Source organism: Methanoculleus nereidis (assembly GCF_032944295.1).
GTDB classification, from domain to species: Archaea; Halobacteriota; Methanomicrobia; order Methanomicrobiales; family Methanoculleaceae; genus Methanoculleus; species Methanoculleus nereidis.
Genome location: NZ_JABFFQ010000001.1, coordinates 147,163 through 167,407 on the forward strand (window position 1 = coordinate 147,163; position 20,245 = coordinate 167,407).

At 63.4% G+C, this 20,245-nt stretch carries 23 protein-coding genes and 1 tRNA gene; 14 read left to right on the forward strand and 10 right to left on the reverse strand.

Features of this window, described 5'->3' with window-relative positions; genetic code table 11:
- Positions 1-13 precede the first annotated feature (13 nt).
- Positions 14-2,026 (reverse strand): DUF2298 domain-containing protein, encoded by a 2,013-nt coding sequence (locus HL657_RS00805; protein WP_317294961.1) that lies wholly within the window; start codon positions 2,024-2,026, stop codon positions 14-16.
- A gap of 90 nt (positions 2,027-2,116) precedes the next feature.
- Between HL657_RS00805 and HL657_RS00810 the strand changes: the two genes are divergently transcribed.
- The gene (locus tag HL657_RS00810; protein ID WP_317294962.1) at positions 2,117-2,968 is read left to right on the forward strand and encodes a 4Fe-4S binding protein; all 852 of its coding nucleotides are present in this window, start codon (positions 2,117-2,119) and stop codon (positions 2,966-2,968) included.
- Positions 2,969-2,980: 12 nt separating this feature from the next.
- On the opposite strand, the gene HL657_RS00815 is transcribed toward HL657_RS00810, so the two are convergent.
- On the reverse strand, positions 2,981-3,235 hold the full coding sequence (locus tag HL657_RS00815; RefSeq protein WP_317294963.1) for a hypothetical protein: 255 nt from the start codon (positions 3,233-3,235) through the stop codon (positions 2,981-2,983).
- Positions 3,236-3,378: 143 nt separating this feature from the next.
- Here HL657_RS00815 and HL657_RS00820 point away from each other — a divergent pair, with 143 nt between their 5' ends.
- Together HL657_RS00820 and HL657_RS00825 are read left to right on the forward strand one after the other, a co-directional pair.
- Positions 3,379-3,684, forward strand: a complete 306-nt coding sequence (locus tag HL657_RS00820; protein WP_317294964.1) for a nucleotidyltransferase family protein — start codon at positions 3,379-3,381, stop codon at positions 3,682-3,684.
- Positions 3,685-3,992: 308 nt separating this feature from the next.
- Complete coding sequence (locus HL657_RS00825; protein ID WP_317294965.1) at positions 3,993-4,187, forward strand: CxxC-x17-CxxC domain-containing protein; 195 nt, start codon at positions 3,993-3,995, stop codon at positions 4,185-4,187.
- Positions 4,188-4,338: 151 nt separating this feature from the next.
- On the opposite strand, the gene HL657_RS00830 is transcribed toward HL657_RS00825, so the two are convergent.
- The 5 genes from HL657_RS00830 to HL657_RS00850 all read right to left on the reverse strand — a co-directional run bounded on the left by HL657_RS00830 (position 4,339) and on the right by HL657_RS00850 (position 7,011).
- Positions 4,339-5,208, reverse strand: coding sequence for an ATP-binding protein (locus HL657_RS00830; protein WP_317294966.1), 870 nt, complete (start codon positions 5,206-5,208; stop codon positions 4,339-4,341).
- Positions 5,205-6,056 (reverse strand): ATP-binding protein, encoded by an 852-nt coding sequence (locus HL657_RS00835; protein ID WP_317294967.1) that lies wholly within the window; start codon positions 6,054-6,056, stop codon positions 5,205-5,207. Before HL657_RS00835 ends, HL657_RS00830 begins: the two co-directional genes overlap by 4 nt.
- A gap of 13 nt (positions 6,057-6,069) precedes the next feature.
- Positions 6,070-6,408, reverse strand: a complete 339-nt coding sequence (locus HL657_RS00840) for a NifB/NifX family molybdenum-iron cluster-binding protein (RefSeq protein ID WP_317294968.1) — start codon at positions 6,406-6,408, stop codon at positions 6,070-6,072.
- 67 nt (positions 6,409-6,475) lie between these two features.
- A complete protein-coding gene (locus HL657_RS00845; protein ID WP_317294969.1) occupies positions 6,476-6,649 on the reverse strand; it encodes a 4Fe-4S binding protein in 174 nt (57 codons plus the stop codon).
- A gap of 2 nt (positions 6,650-6,651) precedes the next feature.
- Positions 6,652-7,011: a NifB/NifX family molybdenum-iron cluster-binding protein gene (locus HL657_RS00850; protein WP_317294970.1), complete on the reverse strand. Its 360-nt coding sequence runs from the start codon at positions 7,009-7,011 to the stop codon at positions 6,652-6,654.
- Between the two features lie 184 nt (positions 7,012-7,195).
- Between HL657_RS00850 and HL657_RS00855 the strand changes: the two genes are divergently transcribed.
- From HL657_RS00855 to HL657_RS00885, 7 genes are all read left to right on the forward strand, one after another.
- On the forward strand, positions 7,196-9,592 hold the full coding sequence (locus HL657_RS00855) for a Lon protease family protein (protein ID WP_317294971.1): 2,397 nt from the start codon (positions 7,196-7,198) through the stop codon (positions 9,590-9,592).
- Between the two features lie 5 nt (positions 9,593-9,597).
- Positions 9,598-10,764, forward strand: coding sequence for a cysteine desulfurase NifS (nifS, locus tag HL657_RS00860; RefSeq protein ID WP_317294972.1), 1,167 nt, complete (start codon positions 9,598-9,600; stop codon positions 10,762-10,764).
- On the forward strand, positions 10,765-12,099 hold the full coding sequence (locus HL657_RS00865) for a phosphomannomutase/phosphoglucomutase (protein WP_317294973.1): 1,335 nt from the start codon (positions 10,765-10,767) through the stop codon (positions 12,097-12,099).
- A gap of 206 nt (positions 12,100-12,305) precedes the next feature.
- Positions 12,306-12,524 (forward strand): hypothetical protein, encoded by a 219-nt coding sequence (locus HL657_RS00870; protein WP_317294974.1) that lies wholly within the window; start codon positions 12,306-12,308, stop codon positions 12,522-12,524.
- Positions 12,525-12,870: 346 nt separating this feature from the next.
- Positions 12,871-13,158 (forward strand): ATP cone domain-containing protein, encoded by a 288-nt coding sequence (locus HL657_RS00875; protein ID WP_317294975.1) that lies wholly within the window; start codon positions 12,871-12,873, stop codon positions 13,156-13,158.
- A gap of 242 nt (positions 13,159-13,400) precedes the next feature.
- Positions 13,401-13,475: transfer RNA gene (locus HL657_RS00880), tRNA-Ile, on the forward strand.
- A 157-nt stretch (positions 13,476-13,632) separates the two neighbouring features.
- On the forward strand, positions 13,633-14,196 hold the full coding sequence (locus HL657_RS00885; protein WP_317294976.1) for a Holliday junction resolvase-like protein: 564 nt from the start codon (positions 13,633-13,635) through the stop codon (positions 14,194-14,196).
- Positions 14,197-14,254: 58 nt separating this feature from the next.
- Here HL657_RS00885 and HL657_RS00890 read toward each other — a convergent pair whose 3' ends face one another.
- The 3 genes from HL657_RS00890 to HL657_RS00900 all read right to left on the reverse strand — a co-directional run bounded on the left by HL657_RS00890 (position 14,255) and on the right by HL657_RS00900 (position 15,546).
- Positions 14,255-14,632, reverse strand: a complete 378-nt coding sequence (locus HL657_RS00890; RefSeq protein WP_317294977.1) for a DUF134 domain-containing protein — start codon at positions 14,630-14,632, stop codon at positions 14,255-14,257.
- Positions 14,633-14,969: 337 nt separating this feature from the next.
- Complete coding sequence (locus HL657_RS00895; RefSeq protein WP_201786423.1) at positions 14,970-15,179, reverse strand: hypothetical protein; 210 nt, start codon at positions 15,177-15,179, stop codon at positions 14,970-14,972.
- Complete coding sequence (locus HL657_RS00900; RefSeq protein ID WP_317294978.1) at positions 15,160-15,546, reverse strand: PIN domain-containing protein; 387 nt, start codon at positions 15,544-15,546, stop codon at positions 15,160-15,162. Before HL657_RS00900 ends, HL657_RS00895 begins: the two co-directional genes overlap by 20 nt.
- 629 nt (positions 15,547-16,175) lie before the next feature.
- On the opposite strand from HL657_RS00900, the gene HL657_RS00905 reads away from it, so the two are divergent.
- The 4 genes from HL657_RS00905 to HL657_RS00920 all read left to right on the forward strand — a co-directional run bounded on the left by HL657_RS00905 (position 16,176) and on the right by HL657_RS00920 (position 20,222).
- A complete protein-coding gene (locus tag HL657_RS00905) occupies positions 16,176-17,822 on the forward strand; it encodes a SulP family inorganic anion transporter (RefSeq protein ID WP_317294979.1) in 1,647 nt (548 codons plus the stop codon).
- A gap of 48 nt (positions 17,823-17,870) precedes the next feature.
- The gene (locus HL657_RS00910; RefSeq protein WP_317294980.1) at positions 17,871-18,893 is read left to right on the forward strand and encodes an AI-2E family transporter; all 1,023 of its coding nucleotides are present in this window, start codon (positions 17,871-17,873) and stop codon (positions 18,891-18,893) included.
- Between the two features lie 73 nt (positions 18,894-18,966).
- Positions 18,967-19,488 (forward strand): DUF1269 domain-containing protein, encoded by a 522-nt coding sequence (locus HL657_RS00915; RefSeq protein ID WP_317294981.1) that lies wholly within the window; start codon positions 18,967-18,969, stop codon positions 19,486-19,488.
- Positions 19,489-19,607: 119 nt separating this feature from the next.
- Positions 19,608-20,222, forward strand: a complete 615-nt coding sequence (locus tag HL657_RS00920) for a hypothetical protein (protein WP_317294982.1) — start codon at positions 19,608-19,610, stop codon at positions 20,220-20,222.
- The last annotated feature ends 23 nt before the right edge of the window (positions 20,223-20,245 follow it).

The window sequence follows — 20,245 nt, forward strand, 5'->3', positions numbered from 1 at the left end:
AGAGCCATAAAGGTTACCCGGTCAGCGCGTAGATCCGGACCCCGCCTTCGTCATAGACCAGACGAAGCCCGCTGTCCGGCAGCCGGACGTCGTAGCGCTCGTGCTCGGGCTCGCCGACGTAGAGAAGGGTCGCGTTGTACTTCTCCATGAGGGCGGTGGTGTTCCCGGGACCCTCGTAGATCGCCCGGATATCCGCCGGGCGCCCGGTGTACCAGGCGCCGTTTCCCCGCCAGGTCAGTTCGTGGCCGATCTGCCCGAGAATCGTCGGGATGCCGGTGAAGGACGAGACACGGGAGTAGTAGCCGTAGTCCCCGTTCTCCCCCTCCACGATGCAGTGGCCGCCCGGAAGCGTCCGGAGGTAGTCAATCGCCGCGGCCTCCCCGGGCCGCGTGGCCTCGAGGTAGGCAAGCCCGTCCAGGGTGGTGTAGCCCGCCGGTGGGTAGTCGATCCCAAGGAGGCCCCGGCCGATATCGACGTCGAGAGCGAACGGGGCGGTGATGAGGGCGACGGCTGCGGCAACGGCAGCACCCTTTCGTGCCGCCGCCGGGAGGACCGGCCGCCGTCCTGCAAGCCACTTCCCGGCGAGGAGGAGGGAGCCCGTGCCGAGGAGGATCCAGGCGTCGAAGTAGAACTTGAAGATGGTGTTGAACCGACTGTAGTCGCCCCCGAGCATCTCCTGGAGGTAGAAGAGGTCGCAGAACGCGAGCACCAGGAGCCCGGCGATGCAGAGGAGGTCCGGGAATGAGTGGTCCCTCCGGAGGAGGTAGGCGAGCGGCACCGCAACAATCCCGAGGGCGACATAGCCGGTGGCGATGAACGGGAGGGCAACGGCAAGGTAGACCGGGGATCGCCAGATATCCCGGGCGATTGCGACATAGAGAAGGGCAAGGAACCCACCCCAGATCGCGATGAAGAGGAGGGGGTCAGTGGGAGGGAACCCCCATCCGATCCCGCCCACGCCCGCGGGCTCGAGGAGGAGGTAGTAGGGGAGATAGATGAGGAAGGCGACCGCAGGGACCACTACTATGGCCGCCCGGGAAACGTTCTCCCGCTCCCTGGCCCAGAGAAGGAGGAGGAAGACGGCGACGGCCGGGCCGTAGACGAGGGCGTCCCAGGAACTCAAGGGCGGCATCGACCCGATGCTCACCGCGATGAGGAGGGCAAGCCCCCGCCGTCCCCGGGCATCAAGCCCGCCCCACCGCAACCACGCAAACCCGAGGAGGAAGATGAGCAGGAACTGGTTGAACGCGGCCATCTCGAACGCGTGGGCGTTCCCGAGGAAGAGGGAGAAGAGCGGGAACTCAAACCTGGCCCCGGGGATGATCCAGTTGGTCTTCTGGAACGCCCCGTAGAGGTCCCAGCCGGTGGCGAGGAACCAGGGGACCGACGGCGGGATGAGAAAGAGGACCGGGAGGACGATCCACTTCCAGCGTTTGAGGAGCAGGCTTCCTGTGGCGTAGAGCATCACGAACGCCGTCCCGTAGACCGTGGCCGGGATGAGGTTGAAGACCACCTCCGAGGGAACGCCGGTGACGACCCCGAGGCAGCCCATCAGCCAGTGGCCGAGGTAGTAGTAGACGGTGAGGTGGCCGCCCGCAAACCAGGGGTCGAGCGGTGGGACGACGGGGTTCCTCATGATGCTTGCGAGGAAGGCATGGTTCATGTACTGCTCGCTGAAGTAGTTGATAGGCGGGTTTACGAACCGGACTGAGAGCGCGAATAAAAACCCGACCAGGAAGACCGCGTCCCAGGCGAGGAGGCGGCGGAGTTCCGCGAGCCGGTAGTCGCCCCGCCGGAGGCCCCACGCTCCGAGGGCGACGAAGATGAGGAGGGCGAGGGCGACCGGGATGCGGAGGAGGCCGCAGTACCAGGTCGCAAAGGCGAAGAGGAGGAGGGAGGCCGGGTATGCCACGGGGTAGGCGTAGTCCCCGAGCGCGGGGCGGAGGCGGGGCCAGAGAGCCAGCTGGAGTCCTTTCAGGAGCCCGGCCCAGAGCAGGAGATAGGATGCCTGCAGGAAGAGGTCCACACCCAGTTATCAGGGGGAGGGTATATGCGGGTTGTGATCCCTGCCGGTGGTTTAACACCAATTCTTCCCATACCCTAAGGCAGGAACCACATGACCGACGGAAAGAAGAGCAAAAATCCGGGGGTCATCCGCCTCCGGGAAAAGGGAAAAGTCGCCGTCCGGGGAAAGGTCCTCGCCGGCGTGATGAGCGCGCCGCAGATGGCGGCGATATCCCGGATCGCAGAGGAGTTCGGTGACGGTAAGGTCGGGCTGACGACCCGGCTCAACGTGGAGATCCCCGGTATCGACCGGCAGGACGCGGGGGAGGTTGCAGTAAGGCTCCGGGCGGCAGGGATAGAGCCCGGGAGCACCGGGGCGACCCTCCGGTCGGTCGTCGCCTGCAAGGGTACCGTCTGCCGGCACGGGTGTTACGACACCCAGGGGCTCGCCCGCGCGATCGAAGAGCGTTACGGGGCGTGCGACCTCCCCCGGAAACTGAAGATCTCGATTGCGGGATGCCCCAACAACTGCGCAAAAGTCCAGCTCAACGATATCGGGATCATGGGGAGGCGATTCCCCGTGTTTGCCGACGAATGCGAAGGTTGCGGGGCGTGCGAAAAGGTCTGCCGGGAGGGAGCGGTCCGGGTCGCCGACGGCAGGGTCACCTTCTCGGAGGAGATCTGCATCGGGTGCGGCGACTGCATACCCGTCTGTCCCACAGGGGCGATCGGCGTCGCTTCGGAGGGACTGCACCTCTTCCTCGGCGGGAGGTCGGGCAGGGTGCTCCGGGTCGGCACCGGGGCTGATAGACTGGTCGCCGAAGAAGAGGCGGTCACGATCGTCGGACGGCTGATCGGCTGCTTCCGGGAGAACGCACTGCCGGGCGAGCGGTTCGGGGAGATGATGGAACGCGTAGGGAGAGAGACCGTCTTTGCAGCCGCCGGAATGAGGCCGCGGGAGTGAGCGGCCTTCCGCTCACTGCGGCGCCTTTGTGCTCTGCACGCCATACGACTCTCGCCCGTCGCCGTCCCAGTCCCCGCATTCGGCGATGACCTTCCACGTCTCCCGGATCCCCTCTTCTAGCCGTGCGATCCGGGCGGTCCCGCCGAGGCTCTCCTCGACCTCGAAGAACTCCCGCGCCTTCTGCTCGTTGAACGGGCCGTAGCGCTCGATGCCGTTGTCACCGAAAACTTCGACCCTGTACCTCAGCCGCGAACCATTCATCATCATTCACCAGACGAGAGAGTCGCCTGCAACTGCATAAACCTTGGGGGCACCGGCCGGAGAAACGTTCAACAGTCCCTTCACCTATACCTCTCAAGGAGGGGCGGAGAGGTGCCGCAGAGGCCTGAAGATATCCCCCCACTGGACCCGTGCGGTCGATCATCGATGCACTCTCGAGAGCGAAGCCCTACCTTCGAGAGCGGTATCACGTCCGCGAGATCGGGGTCTTCGGCTCGTATGTTCGGAATGAACAGGGCACGGAAAGCGACCTCGACATCCCCGTCGAGCTCGATGAGCCGCTCGGCTGGGATGTCGTGGACCTCAAAGACGACCTGGAGAGGATCCTCGGTCTCCCCGTAGATCTCGCCCTCTTGGGGGGTTGCCCGGCGGCCGCGGCTCATGCAGGCTGTCGACGCGGAGGCGGTGTATGTCCAGGCGCGACGGGGCTCTGCTGATTGCAGGTCTGGTTTACCATTAAGCGGCAAATTCCCGAACTCCAGACTCTCCTTGCGGCAACAGCTGGCGAGAAATCTTCCGGAGACTAACCGCGCATGCCCGTTCCGACACCCACACAGCCCGGGACTTCCCGTATGAAGGGGGAGCAATCCGGCAACTATGCTGCTGCACCCTCTCCGGGCCCGGATTGCATCTCATGCGGGCAGGCCGGCAGGTCGCCGGGGTAAGATCCTGATCACCCCTCAGAGGGCGATGAGCTACACTATATACTATCCAATCATAACTCTACAAGCAGTGTTCTATCTGCATGAGCAATCCAATGGATTATAATAGAGGAAACAGAAATTTCGGCGGTCCCAGGAACTTCGGCGGCCCCCGTGAAATGACGAAGACCGTTTGTTCAGACTGTGGGAAGGAGTGCGAAGTCCCCTTCAAGCCGACCGAAGGCAGACCCGTGTATTGCCAGGAATGCCTCCCGAAGCACAGAAAACCCCGGTTCTAAACCAATACATTCTTCTTTTTCGAGAATAGTTAAAGTGAGTCTCCGGTTGAGACCGGAGAGTCACGAGACACTCTTGCCGGGTCACCGGCAACACCCAATTCCCCAGGAGCGGAGCGTCCCGGGGTACCATGACAACCCCGGGAGAGCGGGCTCACCGGAACCCGAGTTCGGCAAAAAGGCTCTTCCGGAGCGCCCGGAGAGCATCTGTCGCCGGGGACTCGCTCCGGGTCACGGGGCGGCCGTTCCGAACGGCATCGATCACTGACGGGTCGAACGGGATCTTACCTGCCACCACGATGCCTTCCTTCTCGCAGTAGTCCTCGACCCTCTTGCAGATATCCTCAGCGAGGTCAAACCGGTTGATCGCGACGAAGATCTGGACGTCAAACCGGCGGCAGACCGTCACCAGCCGCTCAAGATCGTGGAGCGCCGAGACCCCCGGCTCCGTGACGATGAGAACCGCATCCACGCCGCTGATCGTCGCAATAAGCGGGCAGCCAATCCCCGGCGGCCCGTCGGCGAGCAGCAGATCGGCGCCGTCCGCAAGGCTCGTCGCCCGCTTTCTCACCTCGGTGACGAGCAGTCCCGAGTTCCCCGAGCCCGGGAAGAGCCGGGCATGGGCGAGGTTGCCCCGGTCGGTCGCCGAGGTGTAGATCTCGCCGCAGACGCGGGGTTCCATCCGGGCCGCCCCCGTGGGGCAGACGTAGGTGCAGACAGCGCAACCCTCGCAGTGCAGGGGATCCACTTCCCAGGCGTCGTTACGGCGCACGATCGCCCCGAACCGGCAGTGGTCCGCGCAGATGCCGCAGTCGCGGCACTGTTCCAGGTCGATCCGGGCCGCCTCGAGCCCCCGGAACTCCTCCGTCGTGAGCCGCCGGGTATCGAAGAGGAGCTCCAGGTTCGCGGCGTCCACGTCGCAGTCGGCGAGAACCTGTGGCACAGTACTGATATCCGCAAGCGCCGCCGCCACCATCGTCTTTCCGGTGCCGCCCTTGCCGCTCACGACCGCAAGCCGGATCACGGGCTCACCCCCACAATCTTCACGACCGCTTCAAAGAGATCAGCGAACCGCTCCTCCCACCCGGGAAGGTCGCGGCAGATAAGCCCCCCACGGTTCTGGACGGCGGCGATCTCCCGCGAGAACGGGATGGTCATGAGGACGGGAAGCCCACGCTCCCGGCAGAACTCAAGGGTCTCCTCGTCCTGGCCGTCGCTGCGGTTGATCACGACACCGGCAGGAATACCAATCCCCTCCACCACCTCGGCCGCAAGGCGGAGATCGTGCAGCCCGAACGGCGTCGACTCCGTCACCAGGATGCAGGCATCGACCCCCTCCAGGGTCTCGATCACCGGGCAGGCGATCCCGGGAGAGGCATCGTAGAGGATGAGGGGATGCCCCTCCGCGAGCATCTTCGCCGCACGGATGACCGCCGGAGCCATCACCTCCCCCTCGTTCAAGACCCCGCTCACCAAGGTGAGGGACGGGAGAGGGCAGGAGCACGCGACCCGGCCGACGGTGCGCGGGACTTCCTCGATCGCTCCCTGCGGACAGACCAGGGAGCAGCCCCCGCACGAGTGGCAGAGCTCCGGGAAGAGGATAACACGGTCTTTGAGGACCGAGAGCGCCCCGAATCGGCAGAACTTCCCGCACTCACCGCAGAAATTGCAGAGAGCCGGATCGATCTCCGGGACCGGGGTCGTCACCGGCACGTCCACGGCAGAGTCCGGGAAGAAGAGGTGGAGGTTCGGTTCCTCGACATCGCAGTCGACGAGCGCCACCTCGCGGGAGAGGGCGAGCGTGCAGGCAAGGTTCGCCGCCACGGTGCTCTTCCCGGTGCCGCCTTTCCCGCTTGCAATCGCAATTTTCATGCTGGGTTCCACTTCAAAGGGGGAGCGGCTGCAGGTTCCCGGCGGTATACTCCGCGAGGGCTTCGGCCACGCTGCCGCTTCCGCGGTAGGCGTAGGCCTTGATCCCGCCCATTCCAAGCGCCCGGGCAGCGTTCCCGCCGACCTGACCGGTGATGACCACCGTCGCGCCGTGCTCCGAAAACATCTGGACCGCCCGGGGGCCGACCCCGCCGGCAGCGTCGACGAGGGGGTTCTCAATCGATTCCGCTTTCCCCGTCTCCGTATCGACGAAGACGAAGTAAGGTGCCCGGCCGAACCGCTGCTCGACCGGGGCATCCGTGCCTGCTGCACGTGCTGTGATGCCAACTATCATTCTGATACACTCCTCTAGGGATTTTTTTCGCTCATATGAGCATAATACTATGGATGGTGCTACCGCATTATTCGAGTGAGATGGCCCCAGCCGGGCACTCGTCCACGCAGGTCCCACAATCCACACAGAGCTCGGGGTCGACCTTCGCCCTGCCGTCCTCCATGGCGATTGCAGCCGCCGGGCAGGCATCCACACATGTCTCGCACCCGGTGCATGCCTCCGGGTCAACCACCGCTACCATGCTCAGTGCGCTCCATCGCACTCGCCGCCGTCTTCGTGGTGGCAGGAACTCTTCCCCGGAGAAAGACGACCGGCAATATAGTCCTGTGCGACATAATCAACGTTTCCACTGATACCGAGGAGCACATTGATACCATTCTCGTGGAAGAGGTCAACGGCCCGCGGCCCCATTCCACCCGCGATGATCAGGTCGACCCCATGCTCCGCGAGGAAGACCGGGAGTCGCCCGGGTTCGTGGCCGGGGCTCGGGAGATCGTCCCTCCGGTAGATGATCGACTCCTCAACATCGAATATTGCGTATGCCTGGCAGTGCCCGAAGTGTTCGGATACCCGGTTTCCGTCCTGTGCAATTGCTATTCTCATGAAATCACCAAGCTTTGCGGCTCTATACGCCGTACCGGCCGCACATAAACGTACTACACTTCAGCACGAAGGAAAGTAAAACCACCTATCGTACCATCAGGGGGGCAGAAGCAAAAGTCCGGGAACATTTTTTAAGGCACGCGACATCCTGCGGTGTACCTGCGATCAGGACTTGGTGAGACTGATGGTTCAGCCTTTAGATATCGGAGAGTACCGGAACGTCTACGAACCGGGAAAGGTGGAGTGCGCCAGCACTGAGGAGATGCGGCCGCTTGAGGAGATCATCGGCCAGGAACGGGCGCTCCGGGCGCTGCGGTTCGGCCTTGAGATCCACGAAGCCGGGTTCAACGTCTACGCCGCGGGAGCCCAGGGAACCGGGCGGATGAGAGCCGTCCGGAGTTTCCTCGATGAACTCGCGAAAGCCAAGCCCCGGGCGAGCGACTGGGTTTACGTCCATAACTTCGAGGACCAGTACGAGCCCAACGCCATCGCCCTCCCTGCCGGGAGAGGGACGGCGTTTCGGGAGGAGATGAAACGGTTCATCGAGGAGACGCGGCAGGCGCTTCCCCGGGCATTCCAGAGCGAAGAGTACGCCAAACGGCGGGACGAAACGCTTCAATCGCTCCAGGGGACCAGGACGGCCCTCATCGCCCGGATCAACCAGAAAGCCCAGGAGGCGGGGTTCGTCATCCAGATGAGCCCCATCGGCCTCCTGACCATCCCGGTCATTAATGGGAGGCCGGTCCCCGAGGAGGAGTTCATCACCCTCCCCGACGACGTGCGGGCGGAGGTCCAGCGGCGGCGGGACGCCTTGAACGCCGAACTCCGGAGCACGCTCCGGCAGGTGCAGGACATCGAGCGGCAGGGGGCCGAGGCGGTCAAAGACTTAAACCGCGACATCGCCCTCTACGCGATAGGCAACCTCGTCGCCGAACTCAAGGAGAAGTACACCGGCGTCCCGGAAGTCCCCGAGTATATCGACGCCGTCCAGAACGACATCCTCGAGAACACTCAGCTATTCCTCGGTGTTCCCGAGCAGCAGGGCGTCCCGCCCCAGTTCCAGGCTTTCATGCGTGAGATCCCGTTTCGAAAGTACGAGGTGAACGTCGTCGTCGACAACGCCGCTATAGAAGGCGCGCCGGTGGTCTTCGAGCAGAACCCCACCTACCAGAACCTCCTCGGAAAGATCGAGAAAGAGGTGCAGTTCGGCATCTTCACGACCGACTTCACGATGATCCGGCCGGGCTCGCTGCACCGGGCCAACGGCGGCTACCTCGTCCTCGACGTCGAAGACCTCCTGCGCGCCCCGCTCTCCTGGGACGGGCTCAAGACAGCACTGAAGACCGGGGAGGCCGTCATCGAGGAGCCGGGAGAACGGATGGGGTTCATCACGGCAAAGACGATCAAGCCCGAACCCATCCCCCTCGACATCAAGGTGGCCCTCATCGGGACGCCCATGATCTACCAGCTCCTCTACCGGATGGACACTGACTTCAAGGAGCTCTTCAAGGTCAAGGCCGACTTCGACATCGTGATGGATCGAGACGACGAGAACGCCGGAAAATACGCCGACTTCATCTGCAACCTCGTCCGGGAGGAGAACCTCCGGCACCTCGAGCGGGAGGCGATCGCCCGGGTGATCGAGTACGGATCGAGACTCGCTGCGGATAAGGAGAAACTCTCGACCCGGTTCGCGTCGGTCGCCGACCTTATCCGGGAGGCGAACTTCTACGCCGCAGAGGACGGGGCCGAGCAGATCGAGAGAAGACACGTCACGAAAGCGATCGAGGAGAAGGTCTACCGCTCGAACCTGATCCAGAAAAAGATCGAGGAGGCGATCCGGCGGGGGATCTTCCTCATCGATACCGAGGGCGATAAGGTCGGCCAGGTAAACGGTCTCTCGGTCATCGGGCTCGGTGACTTCGCCTTCGGCCGGCCCTCGAAGGTGACCGCGAGCATCGGGGTCGGCCGCGAGGGGATCATGGACATCGAGCGGGAGGCTGCACTCGGCGGGCCGATCCACACGAAAGGCGTCCTGATCATCAACGGTTACCTCAACAACAACTATGCACGCGATAAGCCCCTCTCCCTCTCCGCCCGGCTCGTCTTCGAGCAGAGTTACGAAGGGATCGAGGGCGACTCCGCGTCGAGCACCGAGCTCTACGCCCTCCTCTCAGCGCTCTCGGGGCTTCCGCTGAAGCAGTACCTCGCCGTCACGGGCTCGGTGAACCAGAAGGGTGAGGTCCAGGCGATCGGCGGGGTGAACGAGAAACTGGAGGGGTTCTTCGAGGTCTGCAAGGCCAAAGGGCTCGACGGGAGCCAGGGGGCGCTTATCCCGGCGAGCAACGTCCAGAACCTGATGCTGAAAGAGGAGATCGTCGAGGCCGCGAAGGCCGGGAAGTTCCGGATCTACCCGGTGCGGACGATCGACGAGGGGATCGAGGTTCTCACGGGTGTTCCGGCAGGCACCCGGCGCGAGGACGGGACCTACGAGGAGGGGACGGTGAACTACCTGGTGGACCGGCGCCTGAGGGAGATGGCCGAGACGATGCGCGGGTTCCAGCCGACGATGGCGAAGTGACCGGAATGGAGCGGAGGCGGTCGGTCTACATGGACCATGCGGCGACGACGCCGGTGCGGCCGGAGGTCGCCCGGGCGATGCTCCCCTACTTCTCGGAGCGGTTCGGGAACCCCTCTTCGCTCTATGCCCTCGCCCACGAGGCGAAGGAGGCGGTCGAGGAGGCACGGGGACGCGTGGCGGCGGCGATCGGGGCAAGCCCCGAAGAGGTCTTCTTCACCTCGGGCGGGACGGAGGCCGACAACTGGGCGATCAAGGGGGTGGCCCTCCGGGGAAAGGGCGATCATATCGTCACCTCTTCAATCGAGCACCACGCCGTCCTCCATACCTGCGAGAGCCTCGAGAAGCAGGGCTACCGGGTCACCTATCTCCCGGTCGACGAGTTTGGGCGGGTCGACCCGGTGGCGGTCGAGGAGGCGATCACCGATGCGACCATCCTCGTCTCGGTGATGGCCGCGAACAACGAGATCGGGACGATTCAGCCAATCAGAGCGATCGCGGAAGTCGCGCACGACCACAAAATCCCGTTCCATACCGACGCCGTCCAGGCGATCGGGGCCTTCCCGGTGGACGTGGACGAGATGGGTGCCGACCTCCTCGCCCTCTCCGCCCACAAGTTCGGCGGCCCGAAGGGAACGGGAGCGCTCTATGTCAGGAAAAGAACACGGATCGGGACGTTCATGGACGGCGGGGCGCAGGAGCGGGGGAAGCGAGCCGGAACCGAGAACGTTCCCGGGATCGTGGGGCTCGGGCGGGCGATCGAACTCGCAGTCGCCGGGATGCCCCGGAACGCCCCCCGGCTTGCCGCGATGCGGGACCGGTTGATCCGGGGGATCCTGGATGCGATCCCGGACACCCGCGTAAACGGCCACCCGACCGAACGGCTGGCAAACAACGTGAACGTCGCATTCCGCTACGTCGAGGGGGAGTCGATCCTTCTCATGCTCGACGCCCTCGGGATTGCCGCCTCGACGGGGAGCGCCTGCACCTCGGCGTCGCTTGAGCCCTCGCACGTCCTGACCTCGTGCGGTCTGGCGCCGGAGCACGCCCACGGCTCGCTCCGGCTCACCCTCGGGTACGCGAACACCGAAGAAGACGTCGACTACGTCCTTGAAGTGCTCCCGGGGATCATCGAGCGGCTGCGGGCTATCTCGCCGCTCCGAGGGGAGGCGTGAATGACCGGGATCTTTCGGGCCTACGACATCCGGGGGCGCTACCCGGACGAGCTCGATGAGGCGACGGCGAAGAGAATCGGGAACGCATTTGTAGCCCTTCTTGCGGCGGAGCGGATCGTCGTCGGGCGAGACATGCGGCTTTCATCGGTACCGCTCTCCCGGGCGTTCATCACGGGAGCGGTCGAAGCCGGGGCGGAGGTCGCCGATATCGGGATGGCGAGCACGCCCCTCCTCAACTACGCCGTCACCGCCGGGAAGTTCGACGGCGGGGCGATGGTGACGGCCTCCCACCTTCCCGGGGAGATGAACGGGTTCAAACTCGCCCGCGAGAACGCCATCCCCCTCTCCGGCGACCGCGACCTGCCGCTCCTGGAGAACCGGGTTGGGGAGGAGGAGGTCGCCCGCGCCGGGGGGTCGTGCCGCGAGACCGGGATGCTGGACGCCTACATCGGGGCGGTGGCCGGGTTCGTCCGGGCGCCCAAACCCCTCACGGTCGTCGTGGACGCCGGGAACGGGATGGCCGGGCCGGAAGTCCCCCGGCTCTTCGACCGGGTCCCTGCGTGGCGGCTTGTGCCGATGTACCTCGAGCCCGACGGCCGGTTCCCCCACCACCACGCAAACCCGCTCGACCCGGAGACCACCCGGGAACTGCAGGAACGGGTCGTGGCCGAGGGCGCGGATATGGGGGTGGCGTTCGACGGCGACGGCGACCGGTGCGGGCTCGTCGACGAGCGGGGCGAGCGCGTCCGGGAAGACCTGGTGACCGGCCTCGTCGCGGAGTTCCTGCTCGAAGAGAACCCGGGGGCAACGATCCTCTACGATCTCCGGTCGAGCCGGGCGGTCCGCGAGGCGATCGGGCGGGCCGGGGGCCGGGGCGTCCGCTCGAGGGTCGGCCACGCCTTCATCAAGGCCGCGATGCGCGAGGAGGACGCCCTCTTCGCCGGGGAACTCTCCGGGCACTACTACTACCGGGACATGGGGTTTACCGATAACGGGCTTCTCACGCTGGTCATGGTTGCAAACATCCTCGCCGCGAGCGGCCGGACGCTCTCCGAACTTGTTGAGCCCCTCGACCGCTACCCCTCGACCGGGGAGATCAACCTGGCGGTGAGCGAACCGGCGGCGGTGCTCGCGGTGCTTGCGGCGCGCTACCGGGACGCGGAACTTGACCGGCTCGACGGGCTGACGGCGACCTATCCCGACTGGTGGTTCAACATCCGCCGCTCCCACACCGAGCCGGTGGTGCGGCTGAACATCGAAGCGGATACGAGGAGCCTCCTGGATGAGAAGAAGCGGGAGGTGCTCTCGGTCATCCGGGAAGCCGAGGGTGCGTAAGGGCCGGATAATGCAGGGAACGGTGCAAATTGCCTATTCACGCGAAGGTTGTGGAAAGCATTCCAACCGGGCTGCTGTTCCCGTAATGAAAGGATATGATACGGTTCAGGTAGATACACAGAAATATATGATCGTCCTGAACCGGAAAGCGCTAGTAATCCAGGATAAGGGCATGAAACTCTAAGATAACGGAGGATTGACGAGATATGACACCCAAAACCAGAAAACCAACCCAGGCGAATGCCAACATGTCCCGGAGATTGGGGCGGGCTCTCGGTATCTCAACCCGGGCCCGGTCAAATCTCAGTCTGGAAAAGCGGTTCGAGATCCAAGATGAATTTCACAAGGCAGAGCGCTTTGAGGATCTCCCCAAGTGGGTGCGGGAGTTCGTATACGAAGCGGAAGCTGAAATTGAGATTCCATGAATCGGGACGTTTCTTCCCGGGCGGCCACGGGTCTGGATAGCGCCGCCCCCACCCACCACCTGACGCCCCCTCCTCTGCACCGGCGCCGCCGGCATGCCCCACGAAAAAGAGCCGTTCGACGCTTAGCCGCACAGGAAGAGGCCGTTAATCCATTGCTTCGACGGGAAGACGAAAATGGCCGGCGGCCGCAACTTATAAGTATCCGATGTCCCACTGTTGCCCGGCAGGCTGCAGCTTGCAACCGAATCGGGGCCGGGTAAAGCCCCCGGAAACCGTAATCCGGGGTGCAACAGGCACCCGGGCCTCAAGCGGAAAGAAAGAACGGGTAATTGATGTGGTGATGAAAATGGCAGGACAGCAGATGGAGTCACGGCCCTGGCAGCAGACCATGGTCCGGAAGACCAACAACCAGGAGGAGCAGTTCAACCCTGACAAGATCAGGAGGTCAGTGCAGAACGCCGGAGCAAACCAGCAACTGGCGGACGAGATCACCCAGCAGATCCAGGGGAGCACGCACAGCGGGATGACGACCACCGAGATCGACAACAGTGTCCAGGAGGTACTCAAGCAGAAGGATATGGACGCCTACAACAACTGGATGCGGTGGAAAGAGCAGCACCAGAAGATGCAGTAAGGAGTTTCCCGGAGCATTTTGCAGGCAGTCCCGCATACTCCAGGCGTCGGATGTTTGTCCACGTGTTTGGACGGCGGATTTCTGGACGTTGCGCCTGTCGGGTATGCGGGCGCCCTGCAGAACGCGCACAATGTTTTTATGATCAAAGAACAATATTTATATGCAGTGAGATTCCGGGAATGCCCCGGAGATCTGAACTGAATGCGCCGTTTCCGAATCCGGCCGGCTGCACCACAATTCTCGGGCCCGTAGCTTAGTCCGGTCAGAGCGCCCGGCTCATAACCGGGCGGTCGTGGGTTCGAATCCCTCCGGGCCCATGTTTTACAGGTACTCCGTGAGAAAACGCTTACGTGAAGAGCCGGTTCCGCAAAGCGGTTCTGCGAAGCAGTTCCGCGAATGAGGGCTTATCCAATGCATCGGACGAAAACCCGTTAGAAAGGCCTATTTATCGGGACGTGAGAGTTTCCTGGGACTATGATCGAATGGGCCGTCATCCTTTTGCTGTTTCTTGCTGTTTTGGTTCTATTTTACAAGTACTCCAGGATCCAGGGTCAGGTCGAGCGAAAAGCACGCGAGATATTCGAATCCTGGCGCCGGGGGGAACGGGAAGACCTTGAAAACTGGAAAGAGCAGGAACTCAAGCGCCTTTCGGATGAGAAAGCAAGGATCCTCTTTGATGCGTGGAGGCAGGACGAAGAGGGAAATATTCGCACCGATGCCATCAAGCGCAGCCAGTCGGTGACCCGGGGGAAGGTCACGGAGTGCCTCATCCCGTATTTCCCGGACTTCCCCTACAATCCGAAAGATGCGCGGTTTTTAGGGACGCCGGTCGATCTCATCGTCTTCGACGGGTTGTCCGACGCCGACGAGGTGCAGAACGTGGTCTTTGTCGAGATAAAGACGGGTAAAGCCGCCAACCTGAGCAAACGGGAGCGTGCCGTCAGGGAGTGCATCAAAGCCGGGCGGGTGCAGTACTCCACCATCCACCAGTCGTTTGACGAAGAGACCAACCGGCTGCGTGATATAGGAATGAACTAGTCATCCACGGGCATATTGAGTTTTGAACCGTCCCAAAAAAGGTACAGGGCGTATGCCCTCATCTCGGCGACGGATCGAAGGAAGCGCCCTCGCCCTCCGGACACCCCTCCCCCCGCCGGCGATCGCACCCGACGATCCGGATCGTCTTCCCGTGCACCAGGGCGTCGGCAACCTTTGCCCGCGCCTCGTGGAGGTCGCGCCAGAGGGTCTTTCGGGAGACACCGAGGGCGACGGCGGCCTCCTCCTGCTCAAGTCCCTGGAGGTCGACGAGCCGCAGGGCCTCCACCTCCTCGGGGAGGACGACGACGAACTCGTCGGGTCCCCCACAGAGCGGGCCGAAACACCGGAACGCCCCCTGGTCCCCGATCATCCGGCGAACTCGGGGCCGGCCCCGCTGGCGGCGGCCGCGCCCCTCGCCGGGTTCTCTCTCGTTCATGTTACCGATCTCCTGAGTAGAGATCGGTCTCCGGTACAGATAGTGCCTTCGCTCCTCTTATAGCGGCGGAGGATAACACTACTCTTCGCTCATCTGCGCATAGTATAGTACTGCCGCGCCTCATTGAGCGAGAGGGCCTCATCCTCCTCGGCTTCTTCCACATACTGCGCAAGAATCAGGGGCATATTTATCCAGCATCGTAGGAGAGCCGGTTCCCCTTTACGGTGATGGCCGGGTTCCCACCGGCTGTCGGGCTCCGGGGCGGCCCCATGAGATACTGACCGGCCCGGAGGGAGAATAAGTTGTCTGTCTGGAACAGCGGAACCGTTGCCGGCAGTCATGCCCGGCTATCCTTCTTCCGGCGCTCCAGAATTCCTGCAACAACCGTATCGAGATCCTGTTCGAGCCAGATCTTACGTTCTTTGGTATAGTCCCCGCTTCCGTGGGAGTAACTCCGGATGAACCGTATCGCATCGGCAGGCCCGAGGCTCCTCACCAGTGCCTCGAACCCCCGAACCCTGATCTCATTAAGCGTCTTCACTTCCATCGGCCGTCACCTCCATGAGCCACTGCACAGGATTGTATACCTTGATAGGGATCTTATCCGCGTGCTTCTTAATAACTTTGATGAGCGAGTCGTCGGTCGTGAGCAGTAGAGCTCCGGCACTCTCGGCAGACGCGAGGTGCAGGGCATCGAATGCACCGATTCCCATCAAATTGAATGCTCTGGCACGGTCCACAATCTTCTCATCGATCAGAACCCGCTCCTGTGCAACCTGCAGAAGACTCTCAACGGACCTCATCTTCTCCTCATCGGGAATCTCGCTGATTTCGTATTCTATCACCTCACTTTCCACCAACTCCCATCCTGTCGTACACCCGTTGAGGATCGCAATCACGGCCTCGGCCTCCATCCGGATGCGATGGGACCGTTGGTCATCAAACGGCCGACACAGACAGCAAACGTCCAGGTAAACTTTCATATGGGCTTCCAGACTCTCAATTGCTCTTACGTATCAATAAATTGATTGAAAACTGTTCTCAGCGAGGAAGAGAAGACTTCCAAATGCTAACTTCGATATGCACAACCGACCGTCAAATAAAAGGAACGAGTTGATAGATCGACGATCTCCTGAAGGACGGTAGCAGGTTGACAGCAGTCACCCGGACCGCACGATCGATAGACCTGCAAGAGCGCTGGCATTCCGGTGCCGAAAATGCACCTCCGCAGTTTGGCACCGCGGCGGTCTGACGGTTGGTTCGGCCGACTCCGCCTATCCACGGCGACGTCATAACCAGCTAGACCATTGCGCTCGCATACCAGAATAGCCACGTTCTTGGCCAAATAGCCGTTCCGGGCCGATCTTGCCGGGCTCCTGGTCCAGCAGTCCGGCTCGCCTATCCCCGCCTTGGTAAGGCGGCGTCACAACCAGCTAGACCACGAGCCCGGGGACGTTCACCCGTCCCTCCATAACTATCCGGAGATCCCGGATAGTATCCCGGCAGGGCAACCTATATCCCGCACCCCGCACCCTCACCGAGCATGCCCGCCGGTGAGCCGAACTGGAGGAGCCTCCCGGCCGACCTCGTCGCCGGGACGACCACCGCGCTCGTCGGCATCCCGCAGGGGATGGGGTTCGCCCTCGTCGCCGGGATCAACCCCATCTATGGTCTCTACACCGCCGCATTCTCGACAGCGATCGGGGCGCTCCTCACCGGCTCCACCTACCTCAAGGTGATGCTCTCAAACGTCCTCGCGGTCTCGATCTACTCCGTCCTCGCGCCGGTGCCGCAAACCGACGTCCCGGCCACCCTCTTTGTCCTGACGCTCCTCGTCGGAATCTTCCAGCTCGGGTTCGGGCTCGTCAAAGCAGGCAGCCTGACCCGGTTCGTCTCGAACGCCGTCCTCACCGGGTTCGTCACCGGTGCGGCACTCCTCATCGTCCTCGGCCAGCTCGGCAACCTTACCGGCTACCAGCTCCCGCGGGAAGCCATCCAGATCCTCGCCATCCCCGACCTCCTCCTCGCCGCGGGAGAGATCCAGCCGCAGGCGCTCTTCGTCGGCCTCCTCACCCTCGCTCTCGCCCTCGTCTTCCAGCGGGTGCCGCGCCTCAACTCCGTCTCGCTCCTCCTCCCGGTCATCATCGCGGCCTTCCTCGTCAGGATCGCGTTCCCGGAAGTCGCGCTCGTCGGCGACATCGCCGCCATCCCCGCCGGCCTCCCGGCACCCGTCATCCCCGACATCGCCCTCGTGCCCGGTCTCCTCGTCCCGGCGCTCGCCCTCGCCATCATCGGGATCGTGATGGCCGTCGGGGTCACCGAGACGACCCCGGAGCCGGACGGCAGCATCGCCGACGTGAACCGGGACTTCTCCGGGCAGGGGATCACGAACATCCTCACGAGTTTCCTCCAGTGCGCCCCGTCGGCCGGCTCCCTCTCGGCAACAGCGCTCAACGTCGCCGCGGGGGCAGAGACCCGGGCGGCAAACCTCATCTCGGGCGCCCTCGTCGGAGCGGTCATCGTCATCGCGGGACCGCTCGCGGAACAGATCCCGCTCCCGGCCCTCGCCGCGATCCTGATCCTCATCGGGGCCGAACTCATGAACCAGCCCCACACGATCGCCTGCATCTGGAGATACTCCCGCCCCGGGCGCTGGGCGATGCTCGCCACCTTCATCTCAACCCAGGTTCTCCCGCTCCAGTACAGCATCTACATCGGCGTCATCCTCTCGCTTGCCATCTACCTGGTCACCTCCACCCGGGAGGCGACCGTGGTCCGCCTCGTTCCGGTCGAGGAGGGGATGTTCCGGGAAGAACCGGCGCCCGGACGGCTGCCGGACGACAGCATCACCGTCCTCTTGGTCTCCGGGAGCGTCTACTTCGCCACCATCCGTGCCATCGAGTGGTCGCTCCCATCCCCGGAAGGGGCAGAGGGCTCCGTCGTCATCCTCGCCCTCTCCCGAAGGGTCGAGGCCGGAACCGGGCTTTTCAGGATGCTGGCGCGCTACGCCCGGAAGGTCACGGCCGGGGGGAACCGGCTCATCCTCGCCGAGGTCGACCCCCACCTCCTTGCAGGACTTGAAGAGGGAGGCGTAACCGGGGCCATCGGCCCCGGGAACATCTTCCCTGCGACACCGGTCATCGGCGAGTCGCTCCGGGCGGCTATCCGGGCGGCGGAGGCCGGAGCGTGAGAGCCCTGCCGGAAAACTCTTTCCCTGTGGAGCACCCATACCGTTCCTGTGAACATCGCCGGAAACTTCCCTCCCCCTGCCCGGATCGCGATCGTCGGGGCGGCGGTCGTCATCGTGCTCGCGGGGGTCCGGGTGGCCACTCCGATCCTCGGCCCGCTCCTCGTCGCCGTCTTCTTCGCCATGATCACCGCCCCCGCCATGAGATGGCTGACCCGGCGGGGAGTCCCCCCGCTCCTCGGTGCCGCAACGGTGGTCGCGGGGCTCATCGGGATCCTCGCCGGAATGATCATCTTCCTCGGTGCGGCCTTTACCGGGTTCATCCGAACCCTTCCGCAGTACCAGGCGAGCCTCGAAGCCCAGGCGGCCGTCCTCACCGACTATGGCATCGATATCGGCAGATTCACGATATGGGATTACATCGACCAGGGGCTCGTCTTCCAGCAGGCGACCGAACTTGCCCGGCAGATCGGGAGCATCGCCGTCGACGTCTTCCTCGTCTTCGTCGGGATCGGGTTCCTTCTCCTGGAAGGACCCCGTCTTGCGGCGGTTCTCGCGCGCTACCTGGGAGAGGAGAGCACCCCCTACCGGCACCTATCGCAGTCGGGTACAATCCTGATCGACTACGTGGTGGTTAGGACGAAGGTGAACCTGATCACCGGCGTCGGGACCTGGCTCTTTCTCACCCTCCTTGGGGTCGACTTCGCGGTGCTCTGGGGGTTCATCGCCTTTGTCCTGAGTTACGTCCCCTACATCGGCCTGGTCGTGGCCGCGATCCCCCCCACCCTCCTCGCGCTCATCGAGTTCGGGCCGGCCGGAGCTGTTGCCGTCATCGCCGCCGTCGCCCTCATCGACGCCGCCGCCGAGAACCTTGTCCTCCCCCGGATAGCCGGGCGGGAACTCAACCTCTCGCCGTTCGTCGTCCTCTTCTCCGTCATCTTCTGGGGATTCATCCTCGGGGCGGTCGGGATCTTCCTCGCCATACCGCTGACGATCGCGGTGAAACTCTTCCTCGAGAGCTGGGAAGAGACGCGGTGGATGGGGGAGTTGTTGGGCAACGGCGACCGCAAGTAGCAGGGGCCGGGCCGACCGCAGGGAATATATACGCTCGATCCTATTTTCGGCCGCATCAACTGCAGGAGGAGCCATGAGCGATTTGATTGCTATCGCGTACGACGGCGAAGAGACCGCGTTCCGGGTCAGGGACAGGCTTGTCGACCTGACGAAGGAACACGTCATCGAGCCGGAAGACCTGGTGGTCGTTGTCCACCGCCGGGATGGGAAGACCGAGATCAAGCAGGCTACCAACCTTGCCGGCATGGGGGCGCTTTCCGGCGCTTTTTGGGGGCTCCTGATCGGCCTGATCTTCTTCGCGCCGATATTCGGGCTTGCCATCGGTGCAATCGCCGGCGCACTCGCCGGCCGTTTCTCAGATTACGGCATCGACGACAGGTTCATCAAAGAAGTCGCGGAGAACGTCGGGCCGGGCAACTCCGTGGTCTTCCTGCTCGTCAAGAAGATGACGCCGGATAAAGTGGTCGCTGCCATCAAAGAGTACGGGGGCCGCGTCATCCGGACGTCGCTTTCGGAGACAGAGGAGGCGAACCTCCGGGACGCCTTCGGCACCGGGACGGCGGCAACGGCCGAAATTCCGCCGCCCGCCGCGTGAGTGGTGCGACAGTCTCCACTCCTTTTCCGGAACACGATCGTTGCCGCCGTTCCGTTCTCCACCGCATATGCCTGGCGGCGGCACAAGATGTTTACGAGACGCCGCCCAACCCGTGAACCATGAAGAGACCGATCGGCCTCTACCTCGCCTACCTCTTCCAGTTCCTCATCGCCGCAAACGTCCTCCTCGCGCTCTCGCTCGGCGAATACTCGCAGGTATTTACCGGCGTCATCGCGCTCGGCTTAACCCTGGTCCCCGCCGTCGCCACCCACCGGTGGAGCATCACGCTCCCCTGGCAGGTCAACCTCCTCATCGTTCTCTCGCTCTACCTCCACATCGCCGGCGAGACCCGGGGATTCTACATGCTCTACTACCCCTACTACGACAAGATCGCCCACCTTATCTCCGGGATAACCGTCTCGGTGCTCGCCTTCGTCATCGTCCTGCTGCTCGACCGGTTCAGCAGGCTGAACCTCTCCCGGTGGATGATCGTCGGGTTCGTCGTCATCGCCGCGATGGCGATGGAAGGATTCTGGGAGATCTACGAATGGCTCTTCGACACCTTCCTCGGGACAAACCTCCAGCACGGGCTCGACGACACCATGCTCGACATGATCTTCGTTCTGGTCGGGTCGGTCATCGTCGCGCTTGCCGGGAACCGCTACCTCACCCGGTTCTCGAAGGAGGAGATCACCGACACACTGGTGATCCCGGAAGAGTCCCCCGCCGAATGACGGCCGGAACCTTTTTTAATCCG